Consider the following 18,143-nt stretch of genomic DNA (forward strand, 5'->3'; position numbering starts at 1 on the left):
CTCGCCCATCTTCGAAGCCGAAGATAAATATGCTGATTTAGGCAAAATTTGCAGCACGTGAAAAATACATATTTTTGACATATTTCGCTGAAAGTTTCGCCTTTTAGAACAGTTACAACCAGCGTGATATGTAACCACATGATAAATGGCGCATTTACGGAGTTGCGAAAAAGTTCACAAAAAATATTGCAAAATGATTATGAGTTGATAAATTATTTTTGGCAGTGAGAAATCGCTGTTACACAGGGAATAATGGAACAAGTGTTTAATCGCAAAGAAAGGCACATAAAATGAAAAAGACAATTCTTGCAGTAGCTACTTCAGCTCTATTCGCAGCATCAGCACAAGCGGCAACCGTTTACGATAGTGAAGATGTTACTCTGAACATCTACGGCCGTGCTCAGTTCGATATTATCGACAAAGGCGAAGATACTAATGGTGTAGGTTCTGCTCGTCTGGGCTTCAAAGCAAAATCTATGATTAGCGATGGTTTCTACGGTATTGCTCGCGGCGAGTGGCAAGTCGCTGCAGAAAACAGCGCTGAAGATGGAAAAGAGTTCGACGCTCGTCACGTATACGCGGGTTTTGAAGGCGACTCTTGGGGCTCTGTAGTATTTGGCCAAACAGATACAGCCTTCTATCAAGCAGTGGCTGCTACCGATATCTTCAACAAATTCGGTTACGAAGCTTTCGCAGGTGTTGAAGATGGTCGTCAAGAAGGCCAAGTTGTTTACACCGGTGAGTTTGGTGGTCTGTACGTAGGTGCTTCTTACCAATTCACCAATGACTCTTACACCATCGCTGCTGGTAACCCTGACACCCCAACCGACGAATTCACCTTCGGCAAAATCGACAACAGTGTTGCCGCTACTTTGGGTTATAGCACTGATTTCGGTCTAGCTGTTTACGGTGGTTTCCATTCTGTAGATTTCGAAGCTGACGCAGAGAAAACAAGCTACGCGCTTTCCGCTAGCTACAGCTTGGACGCTCTTTACCTAGCAGCAGTTTATGTAAGCTCAGATGTAGAGGTTGGTGCGGCTGATGCCGATATCGACGGTTTTGACCTAGTAGCTTCTTACAACTTGGGTCAAACCGATCTATACGCAGGTTACGCAACCTCGGAAGTTGATGTAGCGGGTGGTTCAATGGATATCTCTGATGTGTTCACCTTGGGCGCAAGCTACAAGTTCAACAGCAACATCAAAGTATGGGCAGAGTACGCAGCTAAGCAAATCTCTGGTGTAGATGACCAGTGGGACATCTCTGTTCAGTACAACTTCTAAGCTGTCCTGACAGACGTAAGTCAATTGGAATTACGAGAAACCCGCTTCGGCGGGTTTTTTTGTGGCTGAAGTCCTGCGTAATTAAAGCTAGAAGCTACTCGGCAGTACTCACTTATCTCCCGCCTAATACTGCAACATATTGTTTCTTAGTATCTTCTGGATACTTAAGAGATTAAGTACCAATGGTCATCTCGCTGACATAAAAGTTCCACAATTTTTTAAAAAAAAGCTTGAACTAGGTTCGATATTCGGCAAATATCTGTATCCGCAAATGGATATGCTACCGCAAAAGATTATTGCGGTTATATATATCGCTACAAGGAGAGTATGAATTACATACAACTTTAGGCAGTGGACAAATGAAAAAAACCATTCTAGCAATGGCCGTTCCAGCTATGATGGCTGCAGGCGCAACTCAAGCAGTAGAACTATACAACGATGGCACCAACTCTTTCACCGTTGGTGGTCGTATCAACCTGAAAGCTGAGTCTCGTAAAGAAGCTGATGGCGAGCGTCGTTTTGCTCAAGACAACCAGTCTTCACGTATCAACTTCCAATTCAAGCGTCAGCTGAGCGATAACGTTCAAGCGCGTGCTACTCTGGAATACGCTATGCGTGATCCTCAGAAGAACGTAGACACTTCTTTCACTAACCGTCTGGGTTTTGTTGCTCTTGACCACGCTGACTTCGGTTCTGTTACCTTCGGTAAACAGTGGTCTACTTACTACGAAGTAGCTGGTGCTACCGATGTATTCTGGGTATACGGTGGTTCTGCACTGGGTATCTACGACAACGGCGGTGACGCTCGCGGTACTGCACGTGCTGACGAAGCAATCAAGTACGACCTGAGCCTGGGTAACCTTGACCTGTCTGCTATGTACCAGTTCTCTGGTGACCTGGAAGTAGTTAAAGACGACTACGACAACATCCTGTCTAGCAACGGCCGTGACAACAGCTACGCATTCGCTGCGACCTACGACTTCGACTTCGGTCTGGGCTTTGGTGCTGCATTCCACCGTACTAACTACGAAAACAATGTATTCATGGCGCCTACTCCAGAGTCTATGAGCACCTCTGATTTCGATCATCAGCGTCAGTACGTTCTGAACACCAACTACACCCTGGGCAACCTGTTTGCTGCATACAACTTCGCAGAAACTCGTAACGTGACTTCAGAGAAAGCTCACGGTCACGAGCTGGCTGTAACCTACGATCTGCCTATGGGCATCCAACTGATCGGTGGCTTCAACCTGATTAATGACAAGACTGCTGGTTCTGACGACAGCTACAGCGAATACATCTTCGGCGGCATGTACAACTGGAACAGCGTTCTGTTCTACGCAGAGTACGCAGCTATCGAAGACAAGTCTGCTGGTCGTAAGACCAACGACAACAAAGGTGCTGTTGGCGTACGCTACCACTTCTAAGGCTATTTAAGGCCTGAGTATGAAAGCCACCCATTGGGTGGCTTTTTTTTGCCCGAGATTTACTAAAAGCAATACTGCTTGCCTGAAAGATGTGCTCTTACGATGATAATGTTGCGCGTGATGGCTATATGTTGCCCGGATGTGACGTGAAGGAATGTGCAGCTGCGTGAGCTTTTTTGGGTGGTATAATGTGCTGCTCGTGTTGCATAAAGCGGTACATCCTGCGTGACACAAATGTGACATGAAATTGTCATTATTCAGCGGACATCAAACTGTCATAAAAGTTCAACAAAAATGAAAAAAAAGCTTGAACGCAGCGTAAGCTTTTGCAAAATTGTGATCCAGCAAACGGAACATCTGAACGGGTGTTGCATTTGCAAAATATTTTGTTGCCCAAAAATGGGCAAGGGAAATGGATTAAAACTACAAAGGCAGTGGAACAATGAAAAAAACAGTATTAGCTTTGGCTGTACCAGCGCTTCTAGCAACTGGCGCTACTCAAGCGGTTGAACTTTATAACGATGGCAGCGCGACCTTCAGCGTTGGTGGTCGTTTAAATCTGATGATTGAAAACAGCGACTCTTCAACTGAGCTGACTAACAACTCATCTCGCATTAACTTCAACTTCAGCAAGTCTATTACCGACAGTGTAACTGCTCGCTCTACTCTCGAGTATGGTCTTGGCAACCCTCAGAACAACAACTCAAAAGTTGCTTGTGGTGATGCTGATTGTACTGAAGACGAAGAAGTAGGTTTCAGTACTTCTTTCTTCAACCGTCTTGCTTTCATCGCTTTCGACCACGATTCAGCTGGTTCTATCAGCTTTGGTAAGCAATGGTCAACCTACTACGAAGTTGCTGGCGCAACTGATGTATTCTGGGTATATGGTGGTACTGCTGTAGGTATCTACGGTGGCGGTGATGAGCGCGGTACTGCACGTGCAGATGAGTCTGTTAAGTACGATAACAGCTTCGGTAACTTCAACCTGTCTGCTCAATACCAGTTCGAAAACGAAAGCAACAACCGTGACTCAAGCTACGCACTTGCTGCTAGCTATGATTTCGACTTTGGTCTGAACATCGGCGCTGCATACCACGTAGCTGACTACACTGCTGCTGGTCAAAAAGACAGCAAGCAACTAGCTCTGGCTGCTACTTACGCAACTGATGCTTGGTACGCTTCTGTTGTTTACGCAGACCTGAAAGATCTGTACGACCGTAAGTCAAACGGTTACGAAGGTGTTGTAGCTTACACCTTCCCTAACTCTGTACAACTGTACGCAGGTTTCAACTACTTGGACTACGATGCAGCTAGCACTCGCGACACCCAGTACATCTTGGGTGCTGCTTACTACATCGCTGGCGTTCGTTTCTACGGTGAATACGCTAACGTAGAAGAGAAAGCTGGTGGTAGCAAAGCTGATGACGACCTGTTCGCTGTTGGTGTTCGTTACTACTTCTAATCTAACATTCAGTTAGTTAGACAAAGAAAAGCCACCGTTCGCGGTGGCTTTTGTCGTTGTTGGCACTAAATACATTTAACCGGTTTAGGCAGCCCGGCAATCTTAGTCGCCTGTTTCGCTGGACCTTTTGGGAACAACTTATACAGATAGCGGCTGTTCCCCTTATCTGGCCCAAATCGCTTGGCCATCGCTTTAACCAGTGCGCGCATGGCAGGGGACGTATTGAACTCCAGATAAAACTCGCGCACAAAGCGCACCACTTCCCAATGGGGTTCTTCTAGTTCGATTGCTTCTTGTTCGGCGATGATCTCTGCGAGTTGTTCGCTCCAGTCGTTGTGGTCGCTCAGGTAACCGTGTTTGTCGGTGGCGATCTCGATGCCGTTAAGGCTCAGTGTCATGGTGTTTCTCTCTATTAGTAAGCTGCTACCATCCGCCTTCGCTGATCTCAGCTTGCATGCGGCTTACGTCTTCGGCGAGCAATTGTAATTGAAAAGCGATGATTTGTTCACTGCCTTGTAGTAGTGGCAACAACCTTCTATTGGCCAGTGCCACATCCGTAGTCAGGTCGTTCACCGAGGCCTGCCACAGTTCGTTTTTCTCCAGATAGGCATGCAAGCTTCCCAGTTGGCTGCAAAATAGCTGACAGATCCCGTCAATCTCTTTAAGCGCTTTAGGGCTGATTTGCTGCGTACGGTGGGCAGACAGCGCGGCTGTATGGCTAAGAAAGTTTTGATAGTGGCCAATAAAGCGATACAACTGCGGGCTGGTAGCGCGTTTTGATTGGGGCTCAGCCATCAGCTGTTGCCAGTGACGCAGCAAATGCGCGCTACTTTGCTGAGAGTGGTAGCGGGACATACGAAACTCTTGCAGCTCATCGCTTTGCTGCTCTAATAATTGAAGCGATACCGAGTGCAAGTATTGTTGCCCGTGCAGCAAGGCATCGGCTACCGCGCCTTTAGTATGTTTTTCGCCCCAATCTGGCCAAAACCAGCGTAATGCAGCGAGCGCCATCAAGCTGCCGCTTAGCGTGGCCACAAGACGAATCACCAATACTTCACCGCCTTGGCTACCTTGTAAGGTCAGTGACAGCCCAACGAACAGCGTGATCAGGCACACCGCCAAGCCATAGTTGTGGTGGAAGAACAAAAAGAAGCTCAGCACCAGCACCGCTAACAATAGCGATGCGGCAAACCATGGCAGGTATAGTTGGGCTAACAGCGCTGCCAACAAGATGCCGACTGCAGTTCCAATACTACGCTGAGAAAAGCGGCTTTTAGTGTCCTGGTAGTTAGGCTTAGTGACAAGTACACAACTGAGCATTAGCCAGAATGCTTGATCGTGCCCAGACAACAGCACTGCGCCATAGCCTATCAGCATTAAGCTCGACACGCGCAGGGCATGGCGGTTGATGTTGGTATTGAGCGTCAGGCTTTGCTTAATGTAGCCAATCAACCCACTACCAGTGCGGGTTGTAAACTGATGCTCTGGCTCTGGGAACTCAGGTGGTTCGGCAAGCAGCTCGATACAGTGCTGCACGTTATCCAGCAGGCCGATAAGCGCGGGCGAGTCAGGTTCGCTGCCCGCCAGTGCCTTTGCACGTTGGGCTACAGCTGCGAGATCGTTCTCGTCATTGGTAATACAACGCGAGAGATCTACTAGAACCTGGCGTACTTGCGCCCGCAAGCGTGGCTTGAGCTGCAGGCGCTGAATATCTGAGTAGGCAAAGTGTGCGGCACTAAGTCGTTCAAACAATAATTGACCAAGGAAAAACTTATCCATTTGCTCTGAGCCAATCTGGCCGCGACGGCGCTGCTGCTGCAAAAACAGGCCGTAGCGGATCTGGCTGCCACGTTCGGAGATCGCCGCGGCACGCTCGCGCAATTGCTGCAAGATCTCCTGCGCATTGGCACCATCTTGAAACAGGCGCGCCTTACACACAGCGTATCCGCTCAGTTGGCGATACATCTGTCGCAGCTGTTTATCTAAGCTAAGGGTTGGGAAGGCGCGATCGAACAGTAGCGCCGAACAGGCGTAGAGTAGAGCGCCAGTCACCAGCCAGACTGGCTGCATCAATGGTTCGTCGATGCTGTGGTAGCCAAGCATGGTATACACCGCAACAATCAACGAGCTCAGTGCGATGGACCCATATTTTTGCCCAACTACCGGCATCAGCATAAACAGATAGGTAGAGCCCACCAGCCCGAGCGCAAACAGCCAGGGGTAGGGGAACAATAGTGTGACTGAGAGGCTGGCAAGGCTAAAACTCACCAACATCATGGTGATGCTGGCAAAAGGTTGGCGATAGAAATCTGGCCCGTCAGCTAAGCCTGCTGCAATCAGGCCCAATACCATCGTAAGGATGGTATCGCTGTCGAGCCAAGGAATGAGCGCACAAAAAACGATTGTGAGTAATCCGGCACGTAGTGCCCGAGGCCAATCGAGTTGATTAAGAAGAGTCGAAATAGTCTGTGTCATATAAAGAAACGCCCCGACTAGCGGGGCGTTTAGTACTGCTTAATTAAGGTTTAATCGTCGTTCATTACACCAAGGATGTGCAACAAGTGAACGAAGATGTTGAACAGGTTTAGGTACATGCTAACAGTTGCTGCGATGTAGTTGGTCTCCTCACCGCGGAGGATGCGGCTGGTGTCATATAGGATGAAACCAGAGAACAACATAACTACGGCGGCGCTGATAGCCAGGCTAGTTGCAGGCGTACCGAAGAAGATGTTCAGTACCATACAAATCAGCAACACAATCAGGCCTGCGCCCAAGAAGCCACCCATAAAGCTCATGTTCTTCTTGGTAGTCAGTACATAGCCTGACATCGCAAAGAAGATAAGGCCGGTCATGCCAAGTGCTTGCATAACAATCATTGGGCCTTGGTCCAAGCTCACATAGTAGGTGAGTGTTGGGCCAAGCGATGCGCCCATCAACGAGGTGAACACAAAGGTCCAAACGATACCCATTGAAGAGTTAATGCTGCGTGGCAAAACAAACCATACGATTACGATGGCGCCAATCATCATGCCCAAAGAAGCCATAGGTCCAATGCCAATCGCCATAGCAAATAAGGCAGCCAAGGCACTGGTGAACAAGGTCATCGAGAGCAGGGCGTAGGTGTTACGAAGTACTTTGTTGGTTTCTAAGGCAGAAACCGCAGAGTACTTAATGGTGCTTGGTTGGTTCATGTCATGACTCCGTAATTCAAATCAAACCACTCGGGCAAGAGTTCGCCCTAGTATAACGGCAAAAATCCCAAAAAGATCAAAGATCAAGGTCAAATAATTGAGTAAAACACTCAGGTTATTAGCAAACCTTTAACATTTTATGCCGTTTTTACAGCCTAATATCAAGGTCTAGTTGAACTCAAAGGCGCTGCGCCCTATCATCGCCAGACAGTTACCGTTATACAACTTAGAGTGGATATTTAGATGTTAGTTCTCGGACACACCAATCCCGATTGCGACAGTATCGCTGGTGCTATCTCACTGGCAGAGCTTTTAACCAAGAAAGGTACCCCGGCTACCGCGATTGCCCAAGGCACACCGAATCCAGAAGCTCAGTTCCTGTTAGACAAGATCGGCTTTGATGCCCCGGAAGTGCGCACCGAAATCGCGGGTGAAGAAGTTTGGCTTATCGATTACTCAGATTGGGGCCAGGCGCCAAAAGATGCCAAACAAGCCACCATTCGTGGCATCGTTGATCACCATAAACTCGGTGATATCACCACCGCTGAACCGCTAGAGTGCTGGATCCGCCCAGTTGGCTGCAGCTGTACCATTGTCTACAGCATGTACAAAGCAGCAGGCATTACCCCAAGTAAAGAAGCCGCTACCCTAATGCTGGGCGCCATTCTTAGCGATACCGTGAAGTTTAATTCGCCTACTTTTGTAGAAGAAGACCGCACTGCGGCAATGGCGTTGGCCGAGCTGGCGGGCGTTAGCGATGTTGAAGCCTTCGCCGACGAGCAGTTTGCGGCTAAATCCGATGTAAGCAAGGTACCTGCCGATGAGCTGGTGCTGCGTGATCAAAAAGTCTACGAGATCGGCGGCAAGCAATTCGCTATCGCTCAGCTTGAGCTGACTTCTCTGGACCCGGTACTGGCCCGTGAAGAAGAGCTGCAAACCGCGCTACAAAGCCTGAAAGACAACGAAGGCTACCACACTGCGCTGGTGATTCTGACTGACATCAACGCCTTAACCTCAAAAGGCCTGATCTGCAGTGAAGAAGCCGAGCTGGTAACCGAAACACTAGGCGGCAGCTTCGAAGGTCAAATGATCGACCTGCCAGGCGTCGTAAGCCGTAAGAAGCAGGTGATGCCACCGCTGCAGAACCGTTTCGACGTATAAGCGACTGGGTTTTGATGAGCCGGGCATTTGCCCGGCTTTTTTCTGTCTGAACGCCGTAAAATGACTTACCAATGAGTAAAACTTTCGTCATTTAATTACTTACGTGTTGTTGGCACTAGTTAAGTAGTGAAGATGATGCATCAATTTGCAAAAATACTGAGATATTAGGCATATATGGTCAATATTTCGCATAACCACAGTTAATTATTTAACTAAATTATCTGTCAAGTGTGAAATTTACTTTCGACCTGTGGTAAGGTGTCCTTTCGGTCTGCCGAAAAAGCGACAAAGCTTCTGCTGGTAGATACTGGAAAATCAAGGGAAAGCAGAGTATTCGACTAACAATCTGCGGTAATGCCACCATTAATAAAGGTGGTCACTCCCAGCGAGAACTAAACGTGCTTTGGGATGAATAGCACTAGCGGTTAGGAACGCCCAAAGTAGCAGTAAATAGGAATTACTGGATGACAAACACAACTCAACACCATCAGGGCCTGTACAGGCCAGACTTCGAGCACGATAGCTGCGGCATCGGCTTTGTTGCGCACCTGAAAGGGCGCAAGAGCCATGATGTAATTGAAAATGCCCTGACTATGCTCACCTGCATGGAACACCGGGGTGGAACCGGTTGCGACGTCGACAGCGGCGACGGCGCGGGTATTCTGATCCAACTTCCTCATGAATTCTTTAAAGAAGAAACCAGCAAGAATGGCATTAACCTGCCACAGCCCGGCGACTACGGCGTGGGGATGGTGTTCTTCCCAAGCGACGCGTCACTACGTGATGAGTGTCGCTCGATTCTGAACCGCAACATTGAAAAGCTTGGGCTTAAACTGCTGGGCTACCGTTTGGTACCAAAAGACAACAGCAGCTTGGGTCAAGCCTCACTGGATAACGAGCCACAAATCGAGCAGGTGTTTATTGCCAAACCCGCTAACCTTGAACAGCAAGTGTTCGAGCGTAAGCTGTTTGTACTGCGCAAATACACCCTGCATTTGGCCGATGCCACCGTTAGCGGCGTTGACGAAGATTTCTATATCTCCTCTATGTCATCGCGCACCATCGTATATAAAGGTCAGCTAACTACCGCGCAGGTACGTAAGTACTACTTGGATCTGCAAGAAGAGCGGGTCGTGTCAGCGATTGCGATGTTCCACTCGCGTTTCTCTACCAACACTTTCCCAGCTTGGCGTTTGGCTCAGCCATTCCGCTACATTGCCCACAACGGTGAAATTAACACCGTAAAAGGCAACGTAAACTGGATGCGTGCCCGCGAAGCGCTGTTTGCCAACATCAACTTCTCTAAAGAAGAGTTGGAGATGATCTACCCAGTGTGCGACCTGTCGCGCTCTGACTCGGCCAACCTCGACATGTGTGTTGAGCTGTTGGTAATGAGCGGTCGCCCGCTAGAGCAGGTGATGATGATGGTTGTGCCAGAAGCTTGGCAAACCCAGGACGACATGGACCCGGTTAAGCGCGCATTCTACGAGTACTACTCGTGCGTAATGGAGCCATGGGATGGCCCTGCTTCTATCTCATTCACCGACGGCAAAAAGATTGGCGCCACCCTAGACCGTAACGGTCTGCGTCCTTCGCGCTACTTGGTAACCGACGATGGCTTGGTGGTAATGGGCTCGGAGACCGGCGCCCTGGTCGTTGACCAAAGCAAAGTGGTACAGAAGGGCCGCTTGCAGCCCGGTAAGATCTTCATTGCCGATCTAGAAGAAGGTCGCATCATCGCCGATGACGAAGTGAAGCATCGCGTATGTTCAAGCCAGCCTTATGGCGATTGGGTCGAGAACAACAAGATTGTTTTGGACGAGCTGCCACTGCCTACCGGTAACGACCGTTTCGCCACCCAACATAGCTTGGAGAAGCGCCAAAAGGCCTTCGGTTACAGCCAAGAAGACATTAATGCCATCCTTAAGCCGATGGTAAATGGCGGTAAAGAGCCGCTGGGCGCAATGGGTACCGATACGCCATTGGCGATTCTGTCTCAGCAGAACCCGCACCTCAGCCACTACTTTAAGCAGTTGTTTGCCCAGGTAACCAACCCGCCAATCGACCCTATCCGTGAAGAGATGGTGATGTCGCTGCGCACTTACGTGGGCGCCGACTTGAACCTGCTTGAAGAGACCGCGCTGCATTGTCGAAAGGTAGAGATCAAACAGCCGTTGCTGACCAACGAACAGTTGGCCAAACTGCGCCATGTGGATCAAAACCACTTCCAGGCTGCCACTATCCACACCACCTTCCAGGCCAATGGCAAAGAAGGCGAGTTGGAGAAGGCGCTAGAGCGTATCTGTCGTCACGCCAAAGATTACATCGAAGATGGTTTCTCGATCATCATCCTGAGTGACCGCAAGGTCGATAGTGATCACGCTGCAATTCCGTCAGTACTGGCTACAGCGGCGGTTCACCACTACCTGATCCGCGAAGGTATCCGTGCGCAAGCTGATATCATCGTTGAGTCTGGCGATATCCGCGAAACTCATCACTTTGCCACCGTTTTGGGCTTTGGTGCAGCCGCGGTTAACCCGTACTTGGCCATCGAAACCCTGTTCGACATGCGCGACCAAGGTATCTTGAGCACTGATCTGAGCAATGATCAGGTGATCGCCAAGTACACCAAAGGCATTGGCAGCGGTCTGTTGAAGATTTTCTCGAAGATGGGTATCTCAACCCTGCAATCCTACCAAGGTGCGCAGATCTTCGAAGCGCTGGGTATCAACCAAGAAGTGGTTGATAAATACTTCACCGGCACCGTAAGCCGTGTAGAAGGCTTGAGCCTGAATGACATCGCTGGCGAAGCACTGGCTCGTCACCGTGAAGGCTTCCCAACCGACGACAACCCATTCGGTGATTTGCTGCTTAAATCTGGCGGCGAATATGCATGGCGTAAAGATGGTGAGCGTCACTTGTTCAACCCGAACACCATTCGTTTGCTGCAACACGCCAGTAGCACCAATAACTACGATGTGTTCAAAGACTATGCACGTCACGTTGATAACCAAGCTAAAGAGTCATACACCCTGCGTGGCTTGCTGAAGTTTAACTCCGATCGCCCAAGTATTCCGCTGAGCGAAGTGGAGTCTGCCGATGATATCATGAAGCGTTTCGCTACCGGTGCGATGAGCTTCGGCTCGATCTCTTGGGAAGCGCACACCACCTTGGCGATTGCGATGAACCGCATTGGCGGTAAGTCCAACTCGGGTGAGGGCGGTGAGGATCCAATCCGTTTCGAGAAGATGGAAAATGGCGACTCGATGCTGTCCAAGATCAAGCAGGTTGCCTCTGGTCGATTCGGTGTAACCAGCCACTACTTGGCCAACGCCGAAGAGCTGCAGATTAAGATGGCCCAGGGTGCTAAGCCCGGTGAAGGTGGTCAGTTGCCGGGCGATAAAGTAGATGCATGGATCGGTAAGACCCGTGGTTCTACTCCGGGTGTAGGCCTGATTTCGCCACCGCCACACCACGATATCTACTCGATTGAAGATTTGGCGCAGCTTATTTATGACCTGAAGAACGCTAACCGCGAAGCGCGTATCAACGTGAAGTTGGTATCTGAGGCGGGCGTTGGCACCATCGCATCGGGCGTATGTAAGGGCTATGCCGACGTGGTACTGATTGCTGGCCACGATGGTGGTACCGGTGCATCGCCACTGAGTTCGATTAAGCACGCGGGTCTGCCGTGGGAGCTGGGGCTGGCTGAAACTAACCAAACCCTGATTAAGAACCGCCTGCGCTCGCGTATCGTGGTTCAGGCCGACGGTCAGATGAAGACCCCGCGCGACCTTGCTATCGCAACCTTGCTGGGTGCGGAAGAGTGGGGCGTAGCAACCGCTGCCTTGGTGGTAGAAGGTTGTACCATGATGCGTAAGTGTCACTTGAACACCTGTCCTGTGGGTATCGCAACGCAAGACCGCCGTTTGCGTGAGCGTTACAAAGGTCAGGTAGACCACGTGGTGAACTTCTTTACCATGCTGGCTGAAGGCCTGCGTGAGATTATGGCTGAGCTGGGCTTCCGTAGCATCAATGAGATGGTCGGTCAGGTTCAGTGTCTGTCACCACGTGAAGATCTGGAAACCGCTAAGCAGAAGAGCGTGAACCTATCACCAATCCTGTTCAAGGAACCTCTGGGCGAGGGCGAAACCAACTATTGTAGTGGCGAGCAGCAACATTTGATCCACGACATCGTGGACCGTCAGCTAATCAAAGATGCCAGCGAAGCCCTCGAGTCGGCCAAGCCGGTATCGCTGAGCTATGACATCATCAACACTAACCGAAGCGTTGGTACCATGGTGTCGAACGAAGTATCCAAGCGCTACGGCGCAGAAGGTCTGGCCGAAGACACCATCAAAGTGAAGTTCGATGGTAGTGCCGGTCAAAGCTTCGCAGCTTTCGCCGCCAAGGGCGTGAGCTTCGAGCTGGAAGGCGATGCCAACGACTACTTCGGTAAAGGACTGTCCGGTGCCAAGCTGGTGGTTTACCCAGCTAAACAAGCGCCATTCGCCGCGCGCGATAACATCATCATTGGTAACGTGGCCTTCTTTGGCGGCACCTCTGGTGAAGCCTTTATTCGCGGTATAGCGGGTGAGCGTTTCTGTGTACGTAACTCCGGTGTGACCGCGGTTGTTGAGGGCGTGGGCGACCACGGCTGTGAATACATGACCGGTGGTAAAGCCGTCATCTTGGGTGAGACCGGCCGTAACTTCGCTGCCGGTATGTCGGGCGGTGTGGCTTATGTACTGGATCGCAGCGGCAAGTTCGCTGAGCGTTGCAACATGGAGATGGTGCGCCTATCTGGCATCGACGATGAGCAGGAAGCCTCAGAGCTGAAAGCGCTTATCGAGAAACACTATCAGAACACCGAATCTGACGTGGCTAAAGAGCTGTTGGACGATTGGCAGGTAGCGGTTAAGCAGTTCGTACGTGTTATGCCGACTGACTACGAGCGCATGCAGGGTTACATGAAGCAAGCGCGTGAGTCTGGTCAGTACGACAACGACTACGATATTGCGGTAGCGGCATTTGATATGCACCTTGCCAAAGTCAACGAAGCGAAAGAAGCGGCCAAAGCTGCCAAGCCAGCGACAGTTTAGGAGAGAGAAATGGCTAATCCAACTGGATTTTTAGAGATAGAAAGGAAGCTGGCTGCGGACCGAGATCCGGCTGAGCGTCTAATTGATTGGCTAGAAGTAAAAAGCCCAATGAGTGAACAGGCTACCAAGGACCAAGCATCACGCTGCATGGACTGTGGTATCCCGTTCTGTCACTCCGGCGACTCATCGGTCGCCCCTCGGGTAGCCGGTTGTCCGATTAACAACCTGATCCCTGAGTGGAATGACTTGGTGTATCGCGGCCGCTGGCAAGACGCCATCGACCGTCTGCACAAGACCAATAACTTCCCAGAGTTCACCGGCCGGGTTTGTCCTGCGCCGTGTGAAGACTCGTGTGTTCTGGGGATTAATGCGCCACCGGTGGCCATCAAGAATCAGGAGTACAACATCATCGAGCGTGCCTTTAAAGAGGGCTGGGTGAAGGCTAATCCGCCGAAAACCCGCACCGGTAAAAAGGTCGCCGTTGTCGGTTCAGGCCCTGCCGGTCTGGCCGCGGCTGCGCAGCTTAACTCTGCCGGCCACAAGGTTACGGTATACGAGCGTGCCGACCGTATCGGTGGCCTGCTGATGTACGGTATTCCGAACATGAAGCTGCAGAAAGAGATCGTTGAGCGCCGTATCGACCTGATGCGCGAAGAGGGCATTGAGTTCAAGACTGGCGTGGAAGTGGGTAAAGACATCCCAGTAACGCGCCTAAACGATGACTATGATGCGCTGCTAATTGCGACCGGTGCAACTGTGCCGCGCGATCTACCAGTAGAAGGCCGCCAGCTTGAAGGCGTGCACTTCGCCATGGAGTTCTTGGGCAAAAACACCAAGAGCTTACTGGACAGCAACCTGGAAGATGGCAACTACATCAGTGCAAAAGACAAGCATGTTGTGGTTATCGGTGGTGGTGATACTGGCACCGACTGTGTGGGCACCTCGCTGCGCCACAAGTGTGCTCAGGTAACACAGCTTGAGATCATGCCTCAGCCGCCAGAAGAGCGTGCAGCTGACAACCCATGGCCTGAGTTCAAGCGCACCCTTAAGCGTGACTACGGTCAAGACGAAGCCATCGCTATTCAGGGTGAAGACCCACGTCGTTACCTGGTGATGACGCAAAAACTGGAAGGCAACGAGCAAGGCCAAGTGACTGCCGTTCACACCGTGAAAATCGAGTGGGCCAAGAATGCTTCAGGTCAAATGGTGCCTCAGCCAGTACCGGGCAGCGAAGAAGTCATCAAGGCAGACTTGGTATTGCTGGCAATGGGCTTCTTAGGTCCAGAGGCAGCAATCATCGACGAGCTGGGTGTAGAGAAAGATGCACGCAGCAACGCGAAAGCTGAATACGGTGAGTACGCCACTAGCACGAAAGGTGTGTTTGCTGCGGGCGATGCCCGTCGTGGACAGAGCCTGATCGTGTGGGCTATCAACGAAGGCCGTGGTGCTGCACAAGCCATCGACACCTTCTTGATGGGTAAGAGCTACCTGCCTCGCTAAGCGAAACGTTTGTTGAAATAAAAGGGCTCGCTACGGCGGGCCCTTTTTGTATTTGCTTAACGGGCAACTTGCTTAACCAAGCACTAGAGCACTGAAAACACACAGATTGATCGGCAAATAAGCAAACAACACAGTTTAGCGATTTAACTGTTTACAAGCAGCAAATCGCTCAGTATTATGCGCCCGTCTTCTGCGGAGGGGTGGCAGAGTGGTCGAATGCACCGGTCTTGAAAACCGGCGTGGGTTAATAGCTCACCGAGAGTTCAAATCTCTCCCCCTCCGCCATCTGCTAAACCGAGCTTCTAGCTCGGTTTTTTTATGTCTTGTTTTTGCCTGCGTTGGTAGGTACTTCGCTTTTAGACTCTTTTCCTACTAATTCGACTAACATTATCAGTGGTAAATACTTTTCTTTTTTATATCGTTGGGATATAAAGTTTTCTGGTTGCGCAACTGCTCAACTAACGATGTTTCCAACAGCCTGGAGTATACCCTTTGATTAATGTCTTTCTGGTTGATGACCATGAGCTTGTTCGTAAAGGAATTCGACGCATATTAGAGGACGTAAGAGGCTTTAAAGTTATCGGTGAAGCACAGAGTGGCGAAGAAGCGGTGCAATGGTGTCGTCAGAACCAAGCCAGCGTCATTCTGATGGATATGAACATGCCCGGTATTGGTGGGGTAGAAGCCACCCGCAAGATCCTGCGCTATAACCCTGATGCCAAAATCATTGTACTCACCGTACATACCGAGAACCCATTCCCCGCCAAGGTAATGCAGGCCGGCGCCTGTGGCTACCTGACCAAGAGCGCGGCACCTGAAGAGATGCTCAACGCCATCCGGGCAGTTAATGCCGGTCAGCGTTATCTCTCGCCAGAGATCGCTCAGCAGATGGCGCTTAGCCAGTTTAGCTCGCCGGGAGAGAACCCTTTCGACGCGCTGTCTGAGCGAGAGCTGCAAATCATGCTGATGATCACACGGGGTGAGAAGGTTAACGACATCTCAGAGCAGCTTAGCCTGAGCCCGAAAACCGTTAACTCCTACCGTTATCGCCTGTTCGAAAAGCTCAGTATTAAAGGTGACGTAGAGCTAACCCATTTGGCGATCCGCCACGGAATGATCGATTCCGAAAAACTGTAATGTCGCAGCCGCTTCAACCTGACTCCGCGGATACGGAAGGCTTTGACAGTAAAGCCTTCCTCAAGCGAGTGACCGAAGAAAGTGGCGTCTATCGTATGTATAGCGCCGCCGACGAGGTTATCTACGTTGGCAAGGCAAAGTCACTCAAGAAACGCTTAAGCTCCTATTTTCGCAAGCGGGTCGACAGCGCGAAAACCCGCGCTTTGGTGAGCCAAATTGCGCGCATTGAAGTAACGGTCACCCATACCGAAACCGAAGCGCTGATCCTCGAGCACAACCTGATCAAAAAGTACTTACCCAAGTACAACGTGTTGTTGCGTGACGACAAAAGCTATCCATACATTCTGGTTACCGATCATAAGCACCCGCGTATTGGTATGCACCGAGGGCCTCGTCGAGCGAAAGGCGAGTATTTCGGGCCGTACCCCAATGGTGGGGCCGTGCACAAAAGCCTGCACCTGATGCAGCGCTTGTTTCCTATTCGCCAATGTAGTGATAACGAGTACGCCAACCGTACCCGCCCATGTTTGCAGTATCAGTTAAAGCGCTGCTCTGGCCCGTGTGTGAAAGGCTTGATTAGCGATGACGACTACCAGCAGCAAGTTAATCTGGCGAGAATGTTCCTCAAGGGCAAAAGCCAAGAGGTGATTAACCTGCTGGTGGAGAAGATGCAGCAAGCCAGCAGTGAGTTGGCCTTTGAAAAAGCCGCGGCGCTACGCGATCAGATCCAGGCGATGCGTGCAGTACAAGAGCAGCAGTTTGTAACCGGTAACGTCGGTCACAGCGACGTGATTGGCTTTGCCTTCTCCAATGGCGTAGCGGTCGTCCATCTGCTGATGATCCGCGATGGCCAAGTGTTGGGCAGTCGCTCCTATTACCCCAAGGTGCCCGCGCAAGTTGAGCCAGAAGAAGTGCTGCGCAGCTTTGTGTTGCAGTACTACCTCTCAGAGCAGCGCCAGAGTAGCCGGGTCGAGGAGATCTTACTGCCGAGCGTGGACGAAGATTGGGACGCGATTGCCAGCGTGCTGTCAGAGCAGTCGCAACTGAGCGTGTCATTACGGGTGCCTAAGCGCGGCGAGAAGCAACGTTTTGTCGCGCTGGCTAATACCAACGCCCAGAACGCCCTACAAACTAAGCTAACTCAGCGTAGCACCGTGCATCAGCGCATTACCGAGTTAGAAGCCGTGTTGGATATGCAGCAGCCCATCAAGCGTATGGAGTGTTTCGATATCAGCCATACCCAAGGCGAGCTGACCGTGGCCTCGTGCGTGGTGTTCAACCGGGAAGGGCCGCTTAAAACCGATTATCGCCGCTTCAACATCGAAGGTATTACCGGCGGTGATGATTACGCGGCGATGCAACAAGCGCTGCTGCGCCGCTATGGTAAACAGCAGTCAGCGGATAAGATCCCCGACATTCTGTTTATCGATGGCGGAAAGGGGCAGGTAAATGCCGCCTTTAACGTGATTGAATCCCTCGATATGGAACGCCAGCCATTGCTGGTCGGCGTTGCCAAAGGTGTGACGCGTAAGCCCGGTCTTGAAACGCTGCTGATAGGCGAAAGCCGCAGGGAAGAGCATCTACCTTCCGATTCTAAGGCCTTGCACCTCATCCAGCATATTCGTGATGAAAGCCACCGCTTTGCGATTACCGGTCATCGAAATCGCCGCGACAAAGCACGCCAGCAGAGCAGTTTAGAAAAGATCCCAGGAGTTGGGCCGAAGAAACGCCAAGCTCTACTAAGCTATCTGGGCGGTTTGCAGCAAGTTAAGCAAGCCAGCGTGGAGGAGTTAAGTAAAGTGCCAGGGATTAGCAATGAACTGGCGCACAATATTCATGATGCATTGCATCACTAGCCGTTTTTATGCACCATAGCGCCA

Annotated in this window: 11 protein-coding genes and 1 tRNA gene; 9 read left to right on the top strand and 3 right to left on the bottom strand. The window is 50.8% G+C overall.

Translation table 11 applies throughout. The features are described 5' to 3' along the window. Positions 1 to 290: 290 nt before the first annotated feature. From G461_RS0122015 to G461_RS0122025, 3 genes are all read left to right on the top strand, one after another. The gene (locus tag G461_RS0122015; RefSeq protein WP_026973479.1) at positions 291 to 1,283 is read left to right on the top strand and encodes a porin; all 993 of its coding nucleotides are present in this window, start codon (positions 291 to 293) and stop codon (positions 1,281 to 1,283) included. A gap of 359 nt (positions 1,284 to 1,642) precedes the next feature. Next, complete coding sequence (locus tag G461_RS25750) at positions 1,643 to 2,710, top strand: porin (protein WP_051333764.1); 1,068 nt, start codon at positions 1,643 to 1,645, stop codon at positions 2,708 to 2,710. A 442-nt stretch (positions 2,711 to 3,152) separates the two neighbouring features. After that, entirely contained in the window at positions 3,153 to 4,172 is a 1,020-nt protein-coding gene (locus tag G461_RS0122025) for a porin (protein ID WP_026973480.1), read from the top strand. A gap of 65 nt (positions 4,173 to 4,237) precedes the next feature. On the opposite strand, the gene G461_RS0122030 is transcribed toward G461_RS0122025, so the two are convergent. Genes G461_RS0122030 through G461_RS0122040 form a run of 3 tightly spaced genes read right to left on the bottom strand, consistent with a single transcriptional unit; the run spans position 4,238 to position 7,363 of the window. Then, positions 4,238 to 4,570, bottom strand: coding sequence for a TusE/DsrC/DsvC family sulfur relay protein (locus G461_RS0122030; RefSeq protein ID WP_026973481.1), 333 nt, complete (start codon positions 4,568 to 4,570; stop codon positions 4,238 to 4,240). Between the two features lie 25 nt (positions 4,571 to 4,595). Continuing rightward, positions 4,596 to 6,647 carry an FUSC family membrane protein gene (locus tag G461_RS0122035; protein ID WP_084429481.1) on the bottom strand — a complete coding sequence of 684 codons (2,052 nt, stop codon included), beginning with the start codon at positions 6,645 to 6,647 and terminating at the stop codon, positions 4,596 to 4,598. A gap of 50 nt (positions 6,648 to 6,697) precedes the next feature. Next, the gene (locus G461_RS0122040; protein ID WP_026973483.1) at positions 6,698 to 7,363 is read right to left on the bottom strand and encodes a Bax inhibitor-1/YccA family protein; all 666 of its coding nucleotides are present in this window, start codon (positions 7,361 to 7,363) and stop codon (positions 6,698 to 6,700) included. Between the two features lie 243 nt (positions 7,364 to 7,606). Between G461_RS0122040 and G461_RS0122045 the strand changes: the two genes are divergently transcribed. The 6 genes from G461_RS0122045 to uvrC all read left to right on the top strand — a co-directional run bounded on the left by G461_RS0122045 (position 7,607) and on the right by uvrC (position 18,119). Next, complete coding sequence (locus tag G461_RS0122045; protein ID WP_026973484.1) at positions 7,607 to 8,524, top strand: manganese-dependent inorganic pyrophosphatase; 918 nt, start codon at positions 7,607 to 7,609, stop codon at positions 8,522 to 8,524. 464 nt (positions 8,525 to 8,988) lie between these two features. Continuing rightward, complete coding sequence (gltB, locus tag G461_RS0122050; RefSeq protein ID WP_026973485.1) at positions 8,989 to 13,626, top strand: glutamate synthase large subunit; 4,638 nt, start codon at positions 8,989 to 8,991, stop codon at positions 13,624 to 13,626. A gap of 9 nt (positions 13,627 to 13,635) precedes the next feature. After that, positions 13,636 to 15,126 carry a glutamate synthase subunit beta gene (locus G461_RS0122055; protein ID WP_026973486.1) on the top strand — a complete coding sequence of 497 codons (1,491 nt, stop codon included), beginning with the start codon at positions 13,636 to 13,638 and terminating at the stop codon, positions 15,124 to 15,126. A 194-nt stretch (positions 15,127 to 15,320) separates the two neighbouring features. Continuing rightward, positions 15,321 to 15,411, top strand: a tRNA-Ser gene (locus G461_RS0122060). A 207-nt stretch (positions 15,412 to 15,618) separates the two neighbouring features. Next, a complete protein-coding gene (gene uvrY, locus G461_RS0122065) occupies positions 15,619 to 16,263 on the top strand; it encodes a UvrY/SirA/GacA family response regulator transcription factor (RefSeq protein ID WP_026960580.1) in 645 nt (214 codons plus the stop codon). Then, complete coding sequence (uvrC, locus tag G461_RS0122070) at positions 16,263 to 18,119, top strand: excinuclease ABC subunit UvrC (protein WP_026973487.1); 1,857 nt, start codon at positions 16,263 to 16,265, stop codon at positions 18,117 to 18,119. The genes uvrY and uvrC overlap by 1 nt, the downstream gene beginning before the upstream one ends. Positions 18,120 to 18,143: the final 24 nt, after the last annotated feature.

This window comes from Aliagarivorans marinus DSM 23064, assembly GCF_000429485.1.
Classification (GTDB): Bacteria; Pseudomonadota; Gammaproteobacteria; order Enterobacterales; family Celerinatantimonadaceae; genus Aliagarivorans; species Aliagarivorans marinus.